Below are 18,839 nucleotides of genomic sequence, written 5' to 3'. Positions count from 1 at the left end.
GACGACGGCGACGGCGACGGCGACGGCGACGGTCGCACAACTGCCCCGGCCGTCAGCCCGCCTGGTGCAGCCGCTCCCGCGCGGTGGTCCGGACAGCGTCGGTCACGCGTTCGAGCAACGGTGACGCCAGGTTCCAGCGCTGCCACCAGAGCGCCACGTCCGCGCGACGACCCGGGGTCAGTTCCACCAGGGTGCCGTCGCCGAGCCCTGCGAGACACTGCGCCTCGGGCAACAGGCCCCACCCGAACCCGAGCGTGACGGCACGGGCGAAGTCGGCCGACGTCGGGACGAAGTGCCGCGGCGCACGCGGGGCATGGCCCACCACCCGCCGGAGGAACCCCTGCTGCAGGTCGTCGTCGTGGTCGTAGTCGACGAGCGGCACCCGGTCCAGGCGCTGCACCATCCGCCGCTCGGTGTCCGCATCGGCCAGGTACCGGTCGACGAAGGCAGGTGATGCCACCGCGCGGTACCGGTCGACGCCCAGCAGCACCGACGAACACCCCTGCACGGGATCGGACTCGGCGGTCACCGCGGCCATCACCGTGCCGGAGCGCAGGAGCTCGGCGGTGCGATCCTGGTCTTCGCGGTGCAGGTCGAAGACGACCTCGGTGTCAGCCCGGACGAGCGCCAGGGCATCGAGGAACCAGGTCCCGAGCGAGTCCGCGTTCACCGCGAGCGGGATCGACGGGACGGTGTCGCTCCCCGATTCGCCCTCGCCGAGCAACCGCGCGGTCTCGTCGTCGAGCAGACGCACCTGCCGCGCATGGCGAAGGACGACCGCGCCGTCCGCGGTCGGCGCGATCGGAGTCGTCCGCTGCAGCAGGACCCGCCCGACCTGCAGTTCCATCGCCTTCACCCGCTGGGACACCGCCGACGGCGTGATCGACAGGGCCCGGGCCGCGGCGTCGAACGTACCGAGGTCGACGGCGGCCACCAGGGTCTCGAGGTGTTCGCGCTGCAGGCGGAGCATGAGCTGAGCTTACGGTGCACCAGGAACGTGAGCTGTACTGCATCACTGCGGCGTCGTACGGTCAGATCGTGAACGCGCTGCTCCCCGCACTGTCCGGCCTCGGCACGGGCCTGGCCCTGATCGTGGCGATCGGCGTGCAGAACACGTACCTGCTCCGCCTGGCGGTCAGCGCCCGGGTGCGGGTCGTCGCCGCCGCCGTGCTCGTGTGTGCCGTGTCCGACGCCGTGCTCATCCTGGCCGGGGTGCTCGGTGTCGGGGCCGTGGTCGAGCGTTTCCCCATCGCGCTCGTCGTCATCCGGTTCGTCGGAGCCGCGTTCCTGCTGACGTACGGCGTGCTGGCTGCCCGACGGGCGCTGCGGCCCTCGGGTGATGCGATCCGGGTCGCCGCCGAGGACGACGGGGTCGCCGTCGTCGCACCCCAGGCCGGACATCGCGCCCCGATGCCTGCGGGCGCGACGTCCGTGGCGGGGTGCGATCCCGACGAGACGGCGACGACGAGCGCGGCAGCACGCACCGCGCACGCGTCCGCCAGCGCGGCCGCGCCCACCGCGCACGCGTCCGCCACCGCGCACGCAGCCGAGCCCGCGCGGTCGACGGTCACCGGGCCTCCCGTCCGGACCGCCCCGGCCATGCGCGCCGCGGTGCTGACCATGCTCGTCTTCACGTGGGCGAACCCGCACGTGTACCTGGACACGCTGGTGTTCCTGGGCTCGGTCGCGAACCAGCAGGGCATCGACGACCGCTGGTGGTGGACCGCCGGCGCCGTCGCTGCGAGCTGCCTGTGGTTCAGCGCCCTGGGGTTCGGCGGCCGGCTGCTGCGACCGCTCTTCGCCAGGCCGGTGACCTGGCGGGTGTTCGACGCGTGCGTCGCCGTGGTGATGCTCGCCTTCGGCGTCCTGCTGGTCGTCGGCGCCTGACCGGCCGCCGCCCGCACAACGGAAAGCAGCTCGAACCACCGCGACCGGTTGTTCGAGCTGCTTTCCGTTGCGCGAGGACCCGCACCTACCGCATCGACTGCCCGACCCGGCTGTTGCGGCGGCTGTAGCCGAAGTAGATCGCGAACCCGATGACGAGCCAGATGACGAAGCGCACCCACGTCTCGACCTCGAGGTTGAGCATCAGCCAGAAGCACAGCACCGCCGACAGGATCGGGATCACGGGCGACCACGGCACACGGAACGAGCGCGGCGCGTCCGGACGGGTCCGACGGAGCACGATGATGCCGATCGAGACGAGCACGAAGGCGGAGAGCGTGCCGATGTTGATCAGGCCCTCGAGCTTCTCGACCGGCGTGAACCCGGCGAGCACCGCCACCACGATCCCGGCGATGAGCTGCACCCGGACGGGCGTCTGCGTCTTCGGGTTCGTGACCGAGAACCAGCGGGGCAGCAGCCCGTCGCGGCTCATCGAGAACACGATGCGGGACAGGCCGAGCAGCAGCACCATGACCACCGTGGTCAGGCCGATGAGCGACCCGATCGCGATGATGCCCGCGGCCCACGGCAGTCCGACGATGTCGAAGGCCGACGCCAGGGACGGTGCCTCTTCTTGTGCGAGCTGCTTGTACGACACCATGCCCGTGATGACGATGCTCACGCCGACGTACAGCAGCGTGACGATGCCCAGTCCGATGAAGATGCCGCGGGGCAGGGTCTTCTGCGGGTTCTCGGTCTCCTCGGCACTGGTGGCGACGACGTCGAAGCCGATGAACGCGAAGAACACCAGCGAGGCGGCGGCGAGCAGCCCGAAGACGCCGTACTGCGCGGGCTCGGACCCGGTCGCGAAGGACACGAGCGACTGGGTCCAGACGCTGCCCTCGGCACCCTTCGAGGGCTCGGCGGCGGGGATGAACGGCGTGAAGTTCGCGGCCTTGACGAAGAAGGCACCGACCACGATGACGAACAGGACGATCGCGACCTTGATCACCGTGATGACGGCGGAGACCCGCGACGACAGGCGGGTGCCGAACGCGAGCAGTGCCGTGAAGACGCCGACGATCAGCACCGGCCCCCAGGTGAAGCCGACCGGGCCGATCGCGATGGTGCTGGGCAGCGTGATGCCGAACACGTCGAACGCGGTGCTGAGGTAGATCCCCCAGTACTTCGCGATCACGGCGCTGGCCGTCAGGGTCTCGAGGATCAGGTCCCACCCGACGATCCAGGCGAGCAGCTCGCCCATCGTGGCGTAGGTGAACGTGTACGCCGACCCGGCGACGGGGATCGTCGACGCGAACTCGGCGTAGCACATGATCGCCAGGCCGCACGTGACCGCTGCGAGCAGGAACGACACGATGACGCCGGGGCCCGCGAAGTTCGCGGCGGCGTTCGCTCCGACCGAGAAGATGCCGGCACCGACCGCGACCGCGATGCCCATCGCGGCGATGTCGAAGGTCTTCAGCGACCGTTTGAGCGAGCGACCCTGCTCGTCGGCGTCGGCGAGGGAGGCCTCGATCGACTTCGTGCGGAGCTTCGTTGCCATGGGGTGGATCCCGTCATCGGCTGGCGGTGGACCACGGAAGGGTACTGGTGTACCACCGTGTCACGCAACGCGTCCACCCGGACGGTGGTTCCGCGGCGGAAGCGGCAGGAACGGAACGGGAACCGGACGGGAGGCCCGGTGCCTGCACGACGAGTGGCCCCCGGCCCGGCAGGTGGCCGGCTCGCCCGCGTCGGCTGAGCGGTGCCGGCAGAGCTGCGGCCGGCTCAGCTGCGCCCGGCGCGCCAGTCCGCCAGGAACCGTGCGCCCGCCTCGTCGTGGATGACGCCCTCGGGGGCGGTGCACACCGGGTACGGCGTCTCGGGGACCCCGTCGGCCGGCCGGACGTCGACGTGCGCGACCTGGTGCCCGTTCGCGTGCAGCCAGTCGGCCATCGCGTAGTCGCTGCGGGAGTCGCCCATCGTGCGCCACGCAACGGGGAGCTCGCCGTCCTGGGCCAGCAGCTCGAGGGACCGCTCGGCCCCCAGGTCCTTGCCACTGCGGTCGGACTCGACGTCGGTCGAGATGATCGTCGGGTCGATGCGCCACTGCACCGCACCGTCGGCGTCGGGGCGGACGTCGTCGAGCCGGCGGACACCCAGACCGCGGCGCTCGAGGGCGGCCATCGCGAGCGCGTCGAACCCCGGCTGGCGCTCGAGGTACGTGGCGTTCGGCACCTCGACGCGCTGCTCGATCGACACCATCGCCCGCTTGGTCTCGTCGAAGAACACCAGGTCGGCGTAGTCGGTCCGGACGAGCTCGCGCATCTCGTCGGCGTAGTCGCGGGGCAGGGCGAGGTCCTCGGCGACGGTCAGGTCGCCCATGCCGTCGGGGTACTGCGGGCCGATCGAGCACCACACGGCGCCCTTCTCACACACGGCGTGGACCCGCCCACCCGCAGCCAGGCCACCGGCCAGCAGCGGCCCGACCACCTGTTCGCGGACGAAGGCGTCGCTCCGTCCGGTGTTGAAGACGACCGGGATGCCCTCGGCGGCGAGCGCCACCAGGTCGGCGACGATGCTGGGGATCGCGATGGTGCGGGAGACGGGGCTGGCGATGGGGCCGTCGACGTCCAGCAGGAGTCCGAGTCGGGGTGCGGTCACGGTGCCATCCTCTCGCACCCCGGGCCGGACCCGGCGCGGCAGCCCAGAACCCGAGGGTCCCTGCGGGTCAGTGCTGCGCGGTCCGTGCCCGGTCGAGCAGGCTCGCCAGCACCTCGGCGTCGGGCACGTGGGCCTGCCCGGGCACCGTGACGTGCACCGAACCCGGGATCGCCTCGACCGCAGCGCGTGACGCGGGGGCCATCCAGTCCGGCGACTCGGTGCCCGACGCCACCAGCACGGGGACCCCGACCGAGGCCAGCACCCGCTCGGGGATGGCCAGGCCGTTGAGCATCCGGACGTCGCGCGGCAGCACGTGCGCGTCGGCCAGCAGCGTGTGCCACAGGCCGGACTTCAGCCGCAGGCCCGCGATCTGCCCCATCGGCATGCCGATCACCTGGGCGAGGTAGGCGCGGAGGGCAGCACCACGACGGCCGGCGGCGACGTGTTCGTCGAGGACGTCGGCAAAAACGACGTCCTCGGCATGCGGGTCGACACTGGCGCGGTACGGCGGTTCCCACAGCACGGCGCCGTCGACGGGGGCACCCGCGGCGATGCCGTGCAGGACCACCCCGACGCCCACGCAGATGCCGATCGTGGTGACGGGCGCGTCGGCGCTCTCGACCACGGCACGGAAGTCGTTCGACTCGCGCTCGATCGCCCACGTGTCACTGTCACCGCTGGCGCCGCGGCCCCGTCGGTCGTACGTGATGACCCGGTGGTCCGCCGCGAGCAGGTCCACGAGCCGGTCGACGTACGGGGTGCCGCGGTGGTGGAAGGCCCCGCCGACGATGACGACCGCTGGACCCGCACCCGCTTCGGACACGGCAAGGACGGTGCCGTCGGCGGAGACGACCGTTCGGTCGACTGGAGCGGTCATGGGGTCCTTCAGGATGGATACGTCCGCGGTGCATCGAGCCCTGGGGGCCGGACCGCGCGGTCGTCGGTTGTGACGAGTGTGACAGGCCACACCTGGGACGTCTCCCCCCGGTTCCAGGGGCAGACACAGCGTGCGGTCAGCGGACGCCCTGCTCAGACGAGGGTGTCCGACTGGACCGACTCGTGTTCGAGCAGCGAGCGCTTGACGTCGAGCCCCCATGCGAACCCGCCGAGCGACCCGTCGGAGCGCAGCACGCGGTGGCACGGGACGAAGAGCGCCGGAGCGTTCCGGGCGCACACGCTGGCTGCTGCCCGGACGGCATCGGGGCGCCCCATCGCCGCCGCGAGCTCGGTGTACGTCAGCGTCGAGCCGGCGGGGATCTGCCGGAGCTGCCGCCACCCGGCTTCGAACAACTCGGTGCCGACCTGCCGGACCGGCACCTGCATGGCGTGCTCGATCTCGCCCGCGTAGAACGCGTCGACGGCGTCGGCCGAGGTGACCGTCCCCTCGGTGATGGTGACCGGTCGGTGCCGGGCGGGGATGCGCGCGACGACCCGGTCGAACGAGTCGGTCCAGCCCGAGGCGAGGACCCGGCCCTGGTCGTCCTCGAGCACGGTGAACGACCCGTCGGGGGTCTGGAGTGTGGAGATCACGGCGTCGGTCATGGGGTGTCCTTCCGGGTGGTCGAGTGGGCAGCGCGAGCAGCGGCGGTGGCGCGGTCGACGATCGGCCGCCAGCAGTGCATCGTGAGGTAGCTCCGCCAGGGGGCCACCTGCTCCGACCATAGGGAGAGCTCGCGCGCGGTTCCGGGCAGGCCGAGTTCCTGTGCACCGTTGCGCACGGCCAGGTCGCTGTGGAGGAAGACGTCGGGGTGGTGCCGCACGCGGAGCGCGACGTAGTCGGCCGTCCACGGCCCGATCCCCTTGACGGCGAGCAACCCGGCGCGCAGCTCGTCGAGCGACTGCCCGCCGTGCACGACGAGCGATCCGTCGGCCAGTGCGGCCGCCACGCGCAGGATGGTGTCGACGCGGGCCGCGGGTCCTCGCAGCACCGTGGCGCCGTCCGCCGCGATGCGGTCGGCGGACGGGAACAGCAGGCCGTCCGGTGCGATCGATGGGGGCACCGGGACGCCGAGCGCCGCGACCAGGCGGGTCTGTGCCGTGCGGGCCGCCGCAACCGAGACCTGCTGCCCGATCAGGGTGCGGAACACGACCTCGTGCGCGTCGACCGCCCCCGGTAGCCGGATGCCGGGCACCCGCGTCACCGCCGGCGCGAGGACCGGGACACCACCCAGGACGGTGTCGACCGCCACGGGGTCGGCATCGAGATCGAACAGGGACCGCACCCGCGCCACCAGGGTCGGCAGGTCGCTGAGGTCCGTGACCCGGACGACCAGGTCGATCCCGGTGTTCCGCCCGGCCCGGTCGGGGACGGCGGCCGATGCGCGGAACCAGCCCGGGCCTCCTGGCAGGTCGACCAGCCGTGCGTACGCGGTGACCACGCCGTCGTCACCGACCTGTACCTGCTCGAGCCCCGGCAGTGCGTGCAGCGCATGCCAGTCGAGCAGCCCCTGCGCGTCGAACGGCGGACGGGCCGGCAGGTGCACGTGCAGGCCTCCGTCGAGCGTCGGAGCGATGCGACGGCGCGCGCGGAGCTCGGTCGGCGTGACCGCGAAGACCTCGCGCACCGTGTCGTTGAACTGGCGGACGCTCGCGAACCCGGCGGCGAAGGCGACGTCGGCGATCGGCAGGTCGGACGACGTCAGCAGGGTCCGCGCGGTCTGCGCCCGGTGCGCACGGCTGAGGGCCTTGGGTCCGGCGCCGAGTTCCTCGGTCAGGATCCGGCCGAGGTGTCGCTCCGAGTAGCCGACGCGCGCCGCCAGCCCCGAGACGCCTTCGCGTTCGACCACGCCGTCGAGGACCAGGCGCATGGCACGTCCCGCCACGTCCTCGCGCAGGTCCCACTCCGGGCTGCCGGGCGTCGCCTCGGGCAGGCAGCGCTTGCACGCGCGGTACCCGGCCAGGTGCGCGGCGGCGCTGGTGCGGTAGAAGGTGACCCCGCTGGACCGGGGCGTGCGGGCCGGGCAGCTCGGTCGGCAGTAGATGCCCGTGGAGTGCACGGCCGTGACGAACTGCCCGTCGAACCGCGCGTCGCGCGAGGCGGCGATGCGGTGTCGTTCGTCGTGCAGTGCGTCGGTCACGCCGTCAGCCTGACACGCGCCACCGTCATCGACTGGCGGGAATCGGACACGGCAGGACGGGGATGCCCGGGCACACCGGACGGGAGGCTCGACTACCGTCGAGCGCATGGGTGCAGCTGACGACGTGGTCGCGTCCACGGCCCTCACGCACGTCACCCGGGTCGAGGTCGCCCTGCTCCTGGTCTCCCGCCGCCACCGCTACGAGGGCCGTCCCGCCGACGGACCACTGCCGGCGGACGAGGACGAACTGCGCGAGGGCATCGAGCTGCGCGCCGGGCTCGGGATCGTGGGCGACCGGTACTTCGCGGCGCGCGCCCACGTGCACGCGTCGGTGACCGTGATCGGACTCGAGCCGCTCGAGGACCTCGGCCGGGCCCTCGGCGTCACGGTCGACCCCGTCGCGACCCGGCGCAACGTGTTCCTGCGCGGCGTCGACGTCGAGGCGCTGCGTGGGGAGCCGTTCTCGCTCGACACCGGGTCCGGCCCCGTCGGGTTCCGCTGCTACCGGGCGGCGAACCCGTGCGCGTGGATGGACCACGAGATCGCACCGGGGGCGTTCCGGGGGATGCGCGGCCGGGGCGGGGTGCGGTGCGACCCCGAGACCGACGGGGTGCTCACCCTCGGCCCGGCGGTGCTCCGCACGGCCCACCCCGTGCCGGTCAGCCGCGGATGCGGAACGCGGATCCCTCGACGGTGACCTGGACGCCGTCGTACCCGTGCACCCGGGGGATCCCGACCGTGGCGTCGGACTCGAGCGCCCCCACGACGACGGTGGTCGCACCCGATGCGCGAGCGGACTCGACACCGGCGGGGGCGTCCTCGAACGCCAGGCACCGGTCGGCGCTGAGCCCGAGCAGCTCGGCGCCGCGCAGGTAACACTCGGGGTGCGGCTTGCCCTGCTCGGTGTCCTCGGACGTCACGACGACCTGGGGCACCGGCACCCCGGCGGCACGCATCCGGTTCAGTGCCAGGTCGCGCGGCGCACTCGTGACCAGCGCGACCGGCACCCCGGCGTCGACCAGCCGTCGCACGAAGGCCGCAGCCCCGGGGACCTCGACGATGCCGTGGGTGTTCTCGACCTCGTCCGCGACGAGTGCGTCGGCCACCCGGCGCTGCTCGTCGGGCGGCAGGTCGGGCAGGAAGTGCCGGATCGTGTCGATCGTCTGGCGGCCGTGCGAGAAGGCGAGGATCGTCCGCGGGTCGATGTCGTGCGCGGCGCCGAACCGGCCCCACGCGCCCTCGACCACGGATGTCGAGTCGACGAGCGTGCCGTCCATGTCGAACAGGACCCCGGACGCCACGATGTCGATCACGCGCCCGACCCTACCGGCGGACGTACCGCGTCAGCAGCACGTCGTCCGCGCCGAGCAGCACGTGCGCCAGGCGCATCCGCCGCAGCGCCGGCGAGGACCCCGTCGCGATGCGCGGCGCGGTACCACCCTCGAGCGACGGGTCGATCGTCAGACAGAGTTCGTCCACCTGGTCCGCGGCAACGAGTGCCCCCAGGAAGGACGGGCCGCCCTCGCAGTGGATCGCCGTCAGCCCGCGCGACACCAGGGCCGCACGCACGAGCGCCACGTCGACGGTTTCCTGGCCGCAGGACACGACGTCGGCGACGGCGGACAACGCCGCACGACGGCCGTCGGGCGCGGACGCCGCAGTCAGCACGAGCGGCCGCACCGGCGCGTCGGTGAACACGTTCGACGCGGGATCGAGCGACAACGACCCGGTGACGATCGCGAACACCGGGTGGTCGGGCTTGCCGTGCGCCCGCCGCCAGGCGACGTCGGACTCCCGCAGCCGCATCGGACCGTAGCCCTCGTCGCGGACCGTCCCCGCGGCGACGAGCACCACGTCCGCGAACCTGCGCAGCAGCTCGAAGACGCGCAGGTCGTCGTCACCGCCGAGCGAGCCGGACACGCCGCCGGTCGAGGCGGCGCCGTCCGCGGTGGCCACGAAGTTGACCCGGATCCAGCCGCCGGCCGACGTGGCGGACGCGGGCGGGGCCTCCAGGCCGACACCGTCGGTGTACAGGGCGACCACGTCGTCGTCGGACAGGTCCGCGATCGGGGCGGGGAGCAGGGTCACGTGTTGTGCCTCGACTCCAGGGGTGCGCGCCAACCGAGAGTCGCCTCGACCATCCGCATCGCGTCAACCGACTCGGCCACGTCGTGCATCCGGACGATGCGCGCGCCGAGCATCGCGCTCACCGTGGCGACCGCCAGTGACCCGGAGAGCCGCTCACCGCGCGGTCGGCCGAGGGACTCGCCCACGAAGTCCTTGTTCGACACCGCGGCGAGCACGGGGTAGCCGAGCGCGACGACCTCGGGCAGACGCCGTGTCACCTCGAGCGTGTGCACGGTGTTCTTGTTGAGGTCGTGCCCCGGGTCGACGATGATCCGCGACTCGGGGACGCCCGCGGCGAGCGCCCGGTCGACCCGCTCGCGCAGGAAGCCCACGACGGACGCGGTGACGTCGTCGTAGTGCGGCGGCTCCGGCAGCTTCGTGCGGGGCGGCGCGGTCGAGTGGGTGATCACGATCGTCGCGTCCGAGTCGGCGACCACCGCGGCCATCGCCGGGTCGGACAGGCCGGTGGTGTCGTTGACGACGTTCGCACCGGCGTCGATCGCCGCACGCGCGACGTCGGCGCGGAACGTGTCGACGCTGATGATGACGTCGGACTCGGCGCTGAGCTGCGCGACGACGGGGACCACCCGGTCGATCTCGTCGGCCGCGGGCAGTTCCGGCCCCGGCGCGAACTTGACGCCGCCGATGTCGACCCAGTCGGCGCCCTGCTCGGCTGCGCGGACGGCGGCGGCGACGGCTCGGTCGAGCGCGAAGGTGGCGCCCTGGTCGTGGAACGAGTCGGGCGTGCGGTTGATGATCGCCATCACCGCGATGCGGTGGTCGAAGTCGATGGTGCGCCGGCCGAGCGTGCGCACCGGGTGGCGCAGGACGGGGACGACCCACCCGGGGGCTGCCTGGAGGCTCGGCACGGCCGGTTCGGTCGTCATGCGTCCGCCTCGTGGTCGGGTTGACCGGTGTGGTCGGCGCCGCCGTCGTGCTCGGCGTGGCCGGCAGGGTCGGCGTGCTCGGCGCCGGGGCCGCTGCCGCGGGCGCTGATCAGGGCGATCGCCTCGGCGCGGGCCGCGGGCTCGGCGAGGGTCCCCCGGGCAGCCACGGTCACGGTCGTCGAGCCGCTCTGCCGCTCGCCACGGGTCGTCACGCACTGGTGCTGCGCGTCGAGGACGACCAGCACGCCCTGGGCGTCGAGTCCCTCGGCGATCGTCCCCGCGACCTGTTCCCCGAGCCGCTCCTGCAGCTGCGGACGCGACGCGACGGTGTCGAGCACGCGCGACAGCGTCCCCAGGCCGATGAGCTCGTCACCCGGTGCGTACGCCAGGTGCGCGACCCCGATGAAGGGCAGCAGGTGGTGCTCGCACACGGACCGGAAGCGGACGTCGCGCACGACGACGAGCTGGCCGCGGTCGCCGTCCTCGGCGTGCACGGTGCCCTGCCGGGTGATCGCGACGGCGTCGGTGCCGATGCCGTTGAAGAACTCCGTGTAGGCGTCCGCGACACGGGCGGGCGTGCGGGCGAGTTCCGGGCGGTCTGGGTCGTCACCGATGCCGAGCAGGAGTTCGCGGACCGCGGCCTCCACACGAACACGGTCGAAGGGCTGGGTCACCCACTCATCCAACACCAGGAACATCCGGGGAACGAAGCCCGGGGTACGTCGCGCCCGGGTCCCAGGTTCCTTTAAACTTCGTTGGTGAGCGCCCCGCAGACAACCGAAACGCCCCGGAACCGCGTCGCTTCCGGCCTCGACCGCTTCTTCTCCATCACCCAGCGCGGATCGAGCATCCCCCGCGAGGTCCGTGGTGGCCTCGTGTCGTTCGTGACGATGGCCTACATCGTCATCCTCAACCCGCTGATCCTCGGTGGCTTCAGCGCCGACCAGGCCGCCAAGGACGTCACCGGCGGGTGGCTCGAGAACGCGCAGGTGGCCGCTGCGACCGGACTCGTCGCCGGTCTCATGACGATCGCGATGGGACTGATCGCGAACCTGCCGTTCGGGATCGCGGCCGGCCTGGGGATCAACTCGTTCCTGGCCGTCAGCGTCGTCCACCAGGTCACGTGGGCCGAAGCGATGGGGCTGGTCGTGATCAACGGCGTGGTCATCGTCGTGCTGGCGTTGACGGGCATCCGGACGATGATCTTCACCGCGGTGCCGGCGCAGCTCAAGGCCGCGATCACGGTCGGCATCGGGCTGTTCATCGCGTTCATCGGGCTGGTCGACTCGGGCTTCGTCCGCTCCTCCGGCCTGGCGTCGCCCCCGCTGCAGCTCGGCGAGGACGGTTCCGTCGGCGCGCTGCCCACGATCGTGTTCCTGATCGGCCTGGTGATCATCGGCACGCTCATGGCCCGCAAGGTCAAGGGCGCACTGCTCATCGGTATCGTCGCGACGACGATCATCGCGATCATCCTGCAGGCGATCTTCCACGTGCCGACCTCGGTCGACTCGAAGACCGGCTGGAACCTCAACGCCCCGGGCCTGCCGAGTGCGCTGTTCGCCGTCCCCGACCTGTCGCTCGTCGGGCACGCCGACCTGTTCGGTGCGTTCAGCCGCATCGGGCCGCTCGCCGCGTCGATGCTCGTCTTCACGCTGGTCTTCACGAACTTCTTCGACGCGATGGGCACGATGACCGGTCTGGCGAAGGCCGCCGGTGTCGCACGCCCGGACGGCACGTTCCCCCGGTTGAAGGCCGCGCTGGTGGTCGAGGGTGCCGGCGCGATCGCCGGTGGTGGCGCGTCGGTGTCGTCGAACACCGTCTTCATCGACTCGGCAGCGGGCATCGGCGAGGGCGCACGGACCGGCATGGCGTCGGTCGTCACCGGGCTGCTGTTCCTGGCGTCGATGTTCCTGACGCCGCTGACCCAGGTGGTCCCGCTCGAGGTCGCCGCCGCGGGGCTCGTGGTCGTCGGTGCGCTCATGGTCGCGCAGGTGGCCGACATCTCGTGGACCGACTTCGGGTCGGCGCTGCCCGCGTTCCTGACGATCGTCGTGATGCCGCTGACCTACTCGATCGCCAACGGCATCGGCGCCGGCTTCATCAGCTGGGTACTGATCAAGGCGCTGTCCGGCCGAGGCCGCGAGGTCTCGTGGCTGCTCTACGTCGTCGCCGCGGGCTTCCTGCTGTACTTCGCGCGTGGTCCGCTGGAGGCCGTGCTCGGCGTCGGTTGACGCAGCCTCCCCCGGCGTCGGCCCGGAGGCCCGGGGTCACTCCGGCAGGTCGGCCGGCGTCGCCTCGTGGTGGCGTCGGCCACCGGTGCGCCGGTCCTCTTTCATGCGCGCCTCGAGCAGGTGGCGGCGCCCCTCGGCCAACTCGTCCCGCGCCGTGCGCTCGAGCTCCTTGGCGAGCGCGTAGTACCCGTCGTCGTAGTCCTCGACGATCTGGAACGTCCATCGTCCCGCGATGACGTTGCGGCCGATCAGCTCGGTGTCGATGCGGTCGGCCAGCTCGGTGTGCCCGGCCGCCCGGAGCTGCTCCACGGCATCGCCCAGATCCAGGTCTGCCTTGCCCGTCAGCCGGTGGAAGCCGTACAGCAGGCCTCGGGCATGCTCGATGGCCTCGACCGCTGCGGACAGCGTGCCGAGGGCCTCGACCGTGGCGTCGGAGACCCCGTCCGGGACCTGGTGTGCTGCGTCGGGACCCTGTGCGTCGTTCGTCATGCCTCTTCGTCTACACGAGTGCTCCGGGGACCGCTCCCGGTTGCGATGTCGGTTGCGCGCTGTCGGAACGGACGCCTACCATTCGAACACACGTTCGAACGAGGAGGACCCGATGATCGTCGTCGATGCAGCCGTCACGGTCTGGTGGGAGCACGGCACGCCGGTGCGGATCGTCTGGCAGGGGCGCCGCTGGCGGGTGACCGACGTGCCGACCCGGCTCACCGTCACGCCCACCGACCTGCCCACCGCCATCACCCACGCCCCCGAGCGCACCGCGGGGTGGCGCTTCCAGGTGACCGCCGACGACCGCGAGACGCTGGTGCTCGACATCGTCCCCGACCGCGGTGGCTGGACCGTCGCGCGCACCTGGTCCTGAGCCGCGGCGCGCTGCGCGCGCCGGCCGCGGGCAGCGGGCCGCGGGCCGCGGGCCGTCGGCCGCGGGCCGAGTCTCGGTCAGGCGGACAGGATGCGCTCCTCCGGAGCCGCGCCATGTCCACTGGGGTGCGTCTCGCCGGAGCCGGACGGCCGCTCCATGAGCCGCCACGCGCCTCCCGTCAGCGGTGCCAGCGTCACCACCGTGTAGAGCGCGACGACCACGGCGAAGGTCGCCGACACGCCGATGCCCTGCGCGGCGAACCCTGCGAGCAGCCCGCCCAGGGGGATCCCCGCCCACGACCCCGCGCCGAGCAGCCCGAACACCCGCGCCCGCATGTGCTCCGGGATCCGCTCGAGCTCGACGGCCCCCAGGATCGGGTTGAGTGACCCCGCGGCCAGCCCGGACACCGCGCTCGCCACCAGCATCCACGGCAGCCCGAGGCCGAGCGCCGGCACCAGCAGCGAGGGGCCGCCCGCCAGCACGAAGCACACCACGAAGGTGATGCGTCGCGGGACCCGGTGGGCGACGTACCCGAACACGACCGAGCCCAGGAACGCCGCACCACCGAACGTCCCCGTGACGAAGCCGAGCGCCTGCGCTCCCCCGAGCCGCTCGTCGGCGTAGAGCGGCAGCAGCGTCGTGGACCGCGCCGCATCCAGCAGGTTCGTGACGAGCACCAGCGCGATGATCAGCCGGAAGAAGGGGTCGCGGGCGCCGAAACGGAACCCCTCGGCGAGGTCGCGCCAGTAGCCGCGCGATGTGGGCTGTCCCGCAGCGTCCGCGGTCACCGCGGGCATGTCGGCGGCACGGACGAACAGCGCCGTCAGCAGTGCGGCCGCGCCGAACGCGAGCGCCGTGCACGCCAACGCCGGCAGCGGACCGAGGACGGCGACCAGGACGCCACCGACCGGTGCGCCGATCAGCACGGACAACCGTGCCGACGCCTCGAAGTGCCCCACCGCCCGTTCCAGCGGCACGCCCGCCTGGGTGGCGAGCCCGGGCAGCAGCACGCGGCGCGCGGACTCCCCGGGCATGTCGAACAGTCCACTCACGAACACCAGTGCCAGCAGTGCCCAGAACGGCAGCCCCACGGTCCACGCCAGGACCGGCATGGCGAGCAGGGTGACACCGCTGACGACGTCCGACCCGATGCTCGACCGGACGAACCCGACGCGTTCCACCAGGGCCCCGCCGAACGGGCCACCGAGGACGATCGGCACCGTCGCCATGAAGGCCGTGATGCCCACGTCCGTCGCCGACCCACCACGGGCGAGCACGACGAACGGCACGCTCACGGTGGTGACGACGTTGCCGATCCGCGAAGCGACCTGCACTGCCAGGAGTGCACGGAGCCGCCCGCGGGGGCTCAGACGCGCGGCCATCGGTACGCCTGCTGGAGCACGACGACCTGCTCGGACCCGTCGCCCTCGACGTGCTGAGCACCGACCGCTCGCCACCGCTCCATCACCGCGTGCATCTCGGCGCCGAGCTCGGCGAGCTCGGCAACCGTCAGGCGGACCACCCGGTCGGAGCTGGTGCCGGCGGCCACCCATTCGCGTCCGTAGGTCGCCGCCCGGTCGACGTAGGCCTCGTAGTTGGCGGCGTACGTGCGGGCCACCGCGCGGTCGAGCGCGCTGACGGCCAGCGTGCGTTCCGGGTCGTCGATCGCGTCCTCGAGGGACCACGACGACGACTCGTGCACGGCCCGCCACCACCGCTCGCGACGATCGGTCCCGAGGCCTGGTGCCGGTTCGATCAGGTCGGCACCAGCGAGTCGGCTGCAGTGGTAGCTGATCGTGCCCGGTGCTTCGTCGATCAGCTCGCCGAGCATGGCGGCGGTCTGGGGACCACTTGCCCGGAGCAACCCCAGGATGCGCAGCCGCGTGGGGTGCGCGAGGGCCCGCATGTGCGCCGGGTCGTCGATGCGTCCGTTGTCCATGGCGCGAGCCTAGGTCCGCAAGACATGTTGCGCAAGACTCGTTGTGGATCTACGGCCAGGAGGCCCGACGCGCGTCGGGCCGTCGCGGTACGGTCGCGACATGGCCAGGTGGATCGCGCTGCTGCGCGGGGTGAACGTCAACGGGATCACGATCCGGTCTGCCGACCTGCGGGCGCTGTTCACCGAGCGCGGGTACACGGAGGTGCGCACCGTGCTGGCGTCCGGCAACGTGGTGTTCGGCGCCGACGCCGAGCCGGATCGCCTGAAGGACGACGTCCAGCAGGCCCTGCGCGACCGGTTCGGGTACGACGCCTGGATCGTGCTCGTCCTCCACGACGACCTGGCCGCGATCGTGGACGGGTTCCCGTTCCCCTCGGCCCCGGACCGGCACGACTACGTGCTGTTCGGCTCCGACGACGCCGCGCTCGATGACCTGCTGGCGGACCTCGACCTGGACCCCGCGGTCGAACGGGTCGAGCGCGGACCCGGCGTCGTGTACTGGTCGTGCCCGAAGGGGTCGAGCACCGACACCACGTTCGCGAAGCGCGCTGGCGCCGCACGGTTCAAGCGCACGACGACGACCCGCAACGCGAACACCCTGCGCAAGCTGCTCTGACGGTCGGCGCTCAGACGGTCTGCTCGTCCGGCTCCAGCTCACGCTCCAGCGAGATCGTCGGGATCGATGCCGTGATGACCGACCCGTCGGCTCGCAGGGTTCCCTGGATGTCGCTGGTGGTCGGCGCGTGTCCGGACATGCGCGGCCCGTGGTGCGGGATCGCGACGACCGTCGGCTCACCGGCCTGGATGTCGTGCGGCTGGTTGTGCACCCACGCCGTGAAGCCCGAGCCGGTCTCGACCGTGAACGTCATGCGTTCCTGCTCGAGGTCGATCCGCACCCGTGACTCGCGCACGGTCAGGCGGTAGGTCAGTCGCTCCCACGACGCCGGCAGCCGCGGGTTGAACGACATCTTGCCGCCGTGGTCACGCATGCCGCCGAACCCGTTGACGAGCCCGCCCCAGATGCCGCCCGTCGACGCGATGTGCACGCCGTCCGAGGTGTTGCCGTGCAGGTCTGCCAGGTCGACGTACAGCGCCGTCTGGAAGTACTGCTCGGCGAGCTCGTGGTAACCGACCTCGGCCGCCATGATCGACTGCACGACCGCGGACAACGTGGAGTCGCCCGTGGTCAGCGCGTCGTAGTAGTCGAAGTCGCGGCGCTTCTCGGCCGGGGTGAACTCGTGCCCCTGCAGGAACAGCGCCAGCACGACGTCCGCCTGCTTGAGCACCTGGAACCGGTAGATCACCAGCGGGTGGTAGTGCAACAGCAGCGGGCGCTTGGACTCGGGCGTGTTCTCGAGGTCCCAGAGTTCCTTGTCGAGGAACTGGGCGTCCTGCGGGTGGATGCCACGGTGCGGGTCGAACGGGATCTCCATGGACTCGGCCGCACGCTCCCAGTCGACGACCTCGGCCTCGCTCAGCCCGGTGCGCCGAACCATGCGGGCGTACTCCTCCGGGTCGTCGACCGCGAGTTCGCGGCACGCGTTCACCGCGAACCACAGGTTCGCCCGGGCCATCACGTTCGTGTACATGTTGTCGTCGACGACCGTCGTGTACTCGTCCGGGCCGGTGACGCCGTCGATGTGGAACTTCTGGTCGCCGTTCGAGCGCCAGAAGCCCAGGTCCTCCCACAGCCGGGCGGTCTCGACCAGGATGTCGATCGCCCCGCGCTTCAGGAACTCGGTGTCGCCCGACGCCCGCACGTACTGCATGAGCGCATGGGCGATGTCGGCGTCGATGTGGTACTGCGCGGTGCCGGCGGCGTAGAACGCGCTGGACTCTTCGCCGTTGATCGTCCGCCACGGGAACAGCGCGCCGTGCTGGTTGAGCTCACGCGCACGGGACCGCGCAGAGTCGAGCATGTTGTAGCGGAACCGCAGGGCGTTCCGCGCGACGATCGGCGCCGTGTACGACAGGAACGGCAGGACGTAGATCTCCATGTCCCAGAAGTAGTGCCCGCCGTAGCCGGACCCGGTGACGCCCTTCGCCGCGATGCCGTGGCCGTCGGTGCGGGCCGTGGCCTGCGCGAGCATGAACAGGTTCCAGCGCACCGCCTGCTGGATCTCCGGCTGCCCGGCGATCTCGACGTCGCTGCGCGCCCAGTAGTCGTCCATCCAGGTGCGCTGCTTGGCGAAGGTCTCCTCGACCGTCTCGGCGTGTGCGCGGTCGAGCGTTCGGTCGCACCGGTCAGCGAGTTCCCGAGCCGGCACCCCGCGCGAGGTGTGGTAGACGACGTTCTTGGTCAGGCGGATCGGCTGCCCGGCCTTGGCGTGCACGCGGTACACGTGCTTGGCCAGGTCGTCCTCGATCGACGACGACTCGTCCCACGCGTTGTCGGTCTCGATGCGGTGCTCGACGCCGACGCAGATGGTCATGCCGGAACTGGCCGCCTGGTAACCCAACAGCGACCGGCTGCCCGAGTTCCGCTTGAGCTTCGGCTCGAGCACGCGCTCGGTGAAGGACTCGGCCTTGCGCGGGTCGAACGCGGTCGCCGCTGCGCGCATGCCGGCGTGGTACTCGTCGACGACGTCCTGGCGGTTGAGGATCTGGCTGGACAGCAGGATCGACGCGTCGTGGTCGAGCATCGTGACCTCGTAGTCGATGACCGCCAGGTGCCGGTCGGTGAACGAGACCAGGCGGCGTGACCGGATGAGCACGCGCTTGCCGGACGGCGTCGACCACTCGGTCTCGCGCAGCAGGTACCCACCACGGAAGTCGAGCCGGCGGGTGTGCCGCAGGATGTCCGCCTCGGCCAGCACCAGCGGTTCGTCGTCGACGTAGAGCCGGATGACCTTGGCGTCGGGCGCGTTGATGATCGTCTGGCCGGTCTTGGCGAAGCCGAAGGCGTCCTCGGCGTGCCGGATCGGCCAGGTCTCGTGGAAGCCGTTGATGTACGTGCCGTACTGCACGCCGCCGCGACCTTCGTCGAGGTTGCCGCGCAGGCCGAGGTAGCCGTTGCCGACCGCGAAGTTCGTCTCCGCGACGCCCTGCTCGTCGGGGGCGTACTCGGTCTCGACGAGCGCCCACTCGTCGAGCGGGTAGCGCACGCGGTCGAGGGGGTCCGAGGTGATGGGGTTCATGGGGTCTCCGTGGGAGGGAGTGGTCAGG

At 71.8% G+C, this 18,839-nt stretch carries 19 protein-coding genes; 5 read left to right on the top strand and 14 right to left on the bottom strand.

Annotated elements, in window-relative coordinates; translation table 11 throughout:
* Positions 1–52 precede the first annotated feature (52 nt).
* On the bottom strand, positions 53–970 hold the full coding sequence (locus ACLBWP_RS11630) for a LysR family transcriptional regulator ArgP (protein ID WP_243560899.1): 918 nt from the start codon (positions 968–970) through the stop codon (positions 53–55).
* A 68-nt stretch (positions 971–1,038) separates the two neighbouring features.
* On the opposite strand from ACLBWP_RS11630, the gene ACLBWP_RS11625 reads away from it, so the two are divergent.
* Positions 1,039–1,887, top strand: a complete 849-nt coding sequence (locus ACLBWP_RS11625; protein WP_447655321.1) for a LysE/ArgO family amino acid transporter — start codon at positions 1,039–1,041, stop codon at positions 1,885–1,887.
* An 85-nt stretch (positions 1,888–1,972) separates the two neighbouring features.
* On the opposite strand, the gene ACLBWP_RS11620 is transcribed toward ACLBWP_RS11625, so the two are convergent.
* The 5 genes from ACLBWP_RS11620 to ACLBWP_RS11600 all read right to left on the bottom strand — a co-directional run bounded on the left by ACLBWP_RS11620 (position 1,973) and on the right by ACLBWP_RS11600 (position 7,733).
* On the bottom strand, positions 1,973–3,448 hold the full coding sequence (locus ACLBWP_RS11620) for an APC family permease (RefSeq protein ID WP_447655320.1): 1,476 nt from the start codon (positions 3,446–3,448) through the stop codon (positions 1,973–1,975).
* A gap of 224 nt (positions 3,449–3,672) precedes the next feature.
* A complete protein-coding gene (locus ACLBWP_RS11615) occupies positions 3,673–4,548 on the bottom strand; it encodes a hypothetical protein (protein ID WP_447655319.1) in 876 nt (291 codons plus the stop codon).
* Positions 4,549–4,615: 67 nt separating this feature from the next.
* Complete coding sequence (locus tag ACLBWP_RS11610; protein WP_447655318.1) at positions 4,616–5,425, bottom strand: alpha/beta fold hydrolase; 810 nt, start codon at positions 5,423–5,425, stop codon at positions 4,616–4,618.
* A 152-nt stretch (positions 5,426–5,577) separates the two neighbouring features.
* Positions 5,578–6,090, bottom strand: coding sequence for a methylated-DNA--[protein]-cysteine S-methyltransferase (locus tag ACLBWP_RS11605; RefSeq protein ID WP_243560890.1), 513 nt, complete (start codon positions 6,088–6,090; stop codon positions 5,578–5,580).
* Positions 6,087–7,733, bottom strand: coding sequence for an AlkA N-terminal domain-containing protein (locus ACLBWP_RS11600; RefSeq protein ID WP_447655317.1), 1,647 nt, complete (start codon positions 7,731–7,733; stop codon positions 6,087–6,089). The genes ACLBWP_RS11605 and ACLBWP_RS11600 overlap by 4 nt, the downstream gene beginning before the upstream one ends.
* Here ACLBWP_RS11600 and ACLBWP_RS11595 point away from each other — a divergent pair.
* Positions 7,732–8,322 (top strand): molybdenum cofactor biosysynthesis protein, encoded by a 591-nt coding sequence (locus tag ACLBWP_RS11595; protein ID WP_447655316.1) that lies wholly within the window; start codon positions 7,732–7,734, stop codon positions 8,320–8,322. The genes ACLBWP_RS11600 and ACLBWP_RS11595 overlap by 2 nt on opposite strands.
* On the opposite strand, the gene ACLBWP_RS11590 is transcribed toward ACLBWP_RS11595, so the two are convergent.
* From ACLBWP_RS11590 to folE, 4 genes are read right to left on the bottom strand one after another with little or no spacing between them, the layout of a single operon-like run.
* Positions 8,285–8,938, bottom strand: coding sequence for an HAD-IA family hydrolase (locus ACLBWP_RS11590; RefSeq protein ID WP_447655315.1), 654 nt, complete (start codon positions 8,936–8,938; stop codon positions 8,285–8,287). The genes ACLBWP_RS11595 and ACLBWP_RS11590 overlap by 38 nt on opposite strands.
* Positions 8,939–8,948: 10 nt before the next feature.
* Complete coding sequence (locus ACLBWP_RS11585) at positions 8,949–9,713, bottom strand: pyrimidine reductase family protein (protein ID WP_447655314.1); 765 nt, start codon at positions 9,711–9,713, stop codon at positions 8,949–8,951.
* Positions 9,710–10,639, bottom strand: a complete 930-nt coding sequence (folP, locus tag ACLBWP_RS11580) for a dihydropteroate synthase (protein WP_447655313.1) — start codon at positions 10,637–10,639, stop codon at positions 9,710–9,712. The genes ACLBWP_RS11585 and folP overlap by 4 nt, the downstream gene beginning before the upstream one ends.
* Positions 10,636–11,337, bottom strand: a complete 702-nt coding sequence (gene folE, locus ACLBWP_RS11575; protein ID WP_447655312.1) for a GTP cyclohydrolase I — start codon at positions 11,335–11,337, stop codon at positions 10,636–10,638. The genes folP and folE overlap by 4 nt, the downstream gene beginning before the upstream one ends.
* A 57-nt stretch (positions 11,338–11,394) precedes the next feature.
* Between folE and ACLBWP_RS11570 the strand changes: the two genes are divergently transcribed.
* Positions 11,395–12,870 carry an NCS2 family permease gene (locus tag ACLBWP_RS11570; RefSeq protein ID WP_243560880.1) on the top strand — a complete coding sequence of 492 codons (1,476 nt, stop codon included), beginning with the start codon at positions 11,395–11,397 and terminating at the stop codon, positions 12,868–12,870.
* Positions 12,871–12,906: 36 nt separating this feature from the next.
* Here ACLBWP_RS11570 and ACLBWP_RS11565 read toward each other — a convergent pair whose 3' ends face one another.
* Positions 12,907–13,359, bottom strand: coding sequence for a hypothetical protein (locus ACLBWP_RS11565; protein ID WP_243560878.1), 453 nt, complete (start codon positions 13,357–13,359; stop codon positions 12,907–12,909).
* A gap of 112 nt (positions 13,360–13,471) precedes the next feature.
* Here ACLBWP_RS11565 and ACLBWP_RS11560 point away from each other — a divergent pair, with 112 nt between their 5' ends.
* On the top strand, positions 13,472–13,735 hold the full coding sequence (locus tag ACLBWP_RS11560; protein WP_243560876.1) for a hypothetical protein: 264 nt from the start codon (positions 13,472–13,474) through the stop codon (positions 13,733–13,735).
* Between the two features lie 77 nt (positions 13,736–13,812).
* Here the strand turns inward: ACLBWP_RS11560 and ACLBWP_RS11555 are convergent, their stop codons facing one another.
* Both ACLBWP_RS11555 and ACLBWP_RS11550 read right to left on the bottom strand, forming a co-directional pair.
* Positions 13,813–15,117, bottom strand: coding sequence for an MFS transporter (locus ACLBWP_RS11555; protein ID WP_447655311.1), 1,305 nt, complete (start codon positions 15,115–15,117; stop codon positions 13,813–13,815).
* The gene (locus ACLBWP_RS11550; protein ID WP_447655310.1) at positions 15,102–15,674 is read right to left on the bottom strand and encodes a helix-turn-helix domain-containing protein; all 573 of its coding nucleotides are present in this window, start codon (positions 15,672–15,674) and stop codon (positions 15,102–15,104) included. Before ACLBWP_RS11550 ends, ACLBWP_RS11555 begins: the two co-directional genes overlap by 16 nt.
* A gap of 100 nt (positions 15,675–15,774) precedes the next feature.
* On the opposite strand from ACLBWP_RS11550, the gene ACLBWP_RS11545 reads away from it, so the two are divergent.
* A complete protein-coding gene (locus tag ACLBWP_RS11545; protein ID WP_447655308.1) occupies positions 15,775–16,290 on the top strand; it encodes a DUF1697 domain-containing protein in 516 nt (171 codons plus the stop codon).
* A gap of 10 nt (positions 16,291–16,300) precedes the next feature.
* On the opposite strand, the gene ACLBWP_RS11540 is transcribed toward ACLBWP_RS11545, so the two are convergent.
* Positions 16,301–18,811 carry a glycoside hydrolase family 65 protein gene (locus tag ACLBWP_RS11540; protein ID WP_243560869.1) on the bottom strand — a complete coding sequence of 837 codons (2,511 nt, stop codon included), beginning with the start codon at positions 18,809–18,811 and terminating at the stop codon, positions 16,301–16,303.
* Positions 18,812–18,839 lie beyond the last annotated feature (28 nt).

It is taken from the genome of Microbacterium sp. M1A1_1b, assembly GCF_053345565.1.
This window is presented reverse-complemented; position numbering and strand designations above follow the sequence as displayed.

Bases quoted from the DNA above. Each gene is read 5' to 3' on its own strand.
- ACLBWP_RS11630 (WP_243560899.1), bottom strand. From the start codon at position 970: ATGCTCCGCCTGCAGCGCGAACACCTCGAGACCCTGGTGGCCGCCGTC.
- ACLBWP_RS11620 (WP_447655320.1), bottom strand. From the start codon at position 3,448: ATGGCAACGAAGCTCCGCACGAAGTCGATCGAGGCCTCCCTCGCCGAC.
- ACLBWP_RS11610 (WP_447655318.1), bottom strand. From the start codon at position 5,425: ATGACCGCTCCAGTCGACCGAACGGTCGTCTCCGCCGACGGCACCGTC.
- ACLBWP_RS11605 (WP_243560890.1), bottom strand. From the start codon at position 6,090: ATGACCGACGCCGTGATCTCCACACTCCAGACCCCCGACGGGTCGTTC.
- ACLBWP_RS11595 (WP_447655316.1), top strand. From the start codon at position 7,732: ATGGGTGCAGCTGACGACGTGGTCGCGTCCACGGCCCTCACGCACGTC.
- ACLBWP_RS11600 (WP_447655317.1), bottom strand. From the start codon at position 7,733: ATGCGCTCGACGGTAGTCGAGCCTCCCGTCCGGTGTGCCCGGGCATCC.
- folP (WP_447655313.1), bottom strand. From the start codon at position 10,639: ATGACGACCGAACCGGCCGTGCCGAGCCTCCAGGCAGCCCCCGGGTGG.
- folE (WP_447655312.1), bottom strand. From the start codon at position 11,337: ATGTTCCTGGTGTTGGATGAGTGGGTGACCCAGCCCTTCGACCGTGTT.
- ACLBWP_RS11565 (WP_243560878.1), bottom strand. From the start codon at position 13,359: ATGACGAACGACGCACAGGGTCCCGACGCAGCACACCAGGTCCCGGAC.
- ACLBWP_RS11560 (WP_243560876.1), top strand. From the start codon at position 13,472: ATGATCGTCGTCGATGCAGCCGTCACGGTCTGGTGGGAGCACGGCACG.
- ACLBWP_RS11555 (WP_447655311.1), bottom strand. From the start codon at position 15,117: ATGGCCGCGCGTCTGAGCCCCCGCGGGCGGCTCCGTGCACTCCTGGCA.
- ACLBWP_RS11550 (WP_447655310.1), bottom strand. From the start codon at position 15,674: ATGGACAACGGACGCATCGACGACCCGGCGCACATGCGGGCCCTCGCG.
- ACLBWP_RS11545 (WP_447655308.1), top strand. From the start codon at position 15,775: ATGGCCAGGTGGATCGCGCTGCTGCGCGGGGTGAACGTCAACGGGATC.
- ACLBWP_RS11540 (WP_243560869.1), bottom strand. From the start codon at position 18,811: ATGAACCCCATCACCTCGGACCCCCTCGACCGCGTGCGCTACCCGCTC.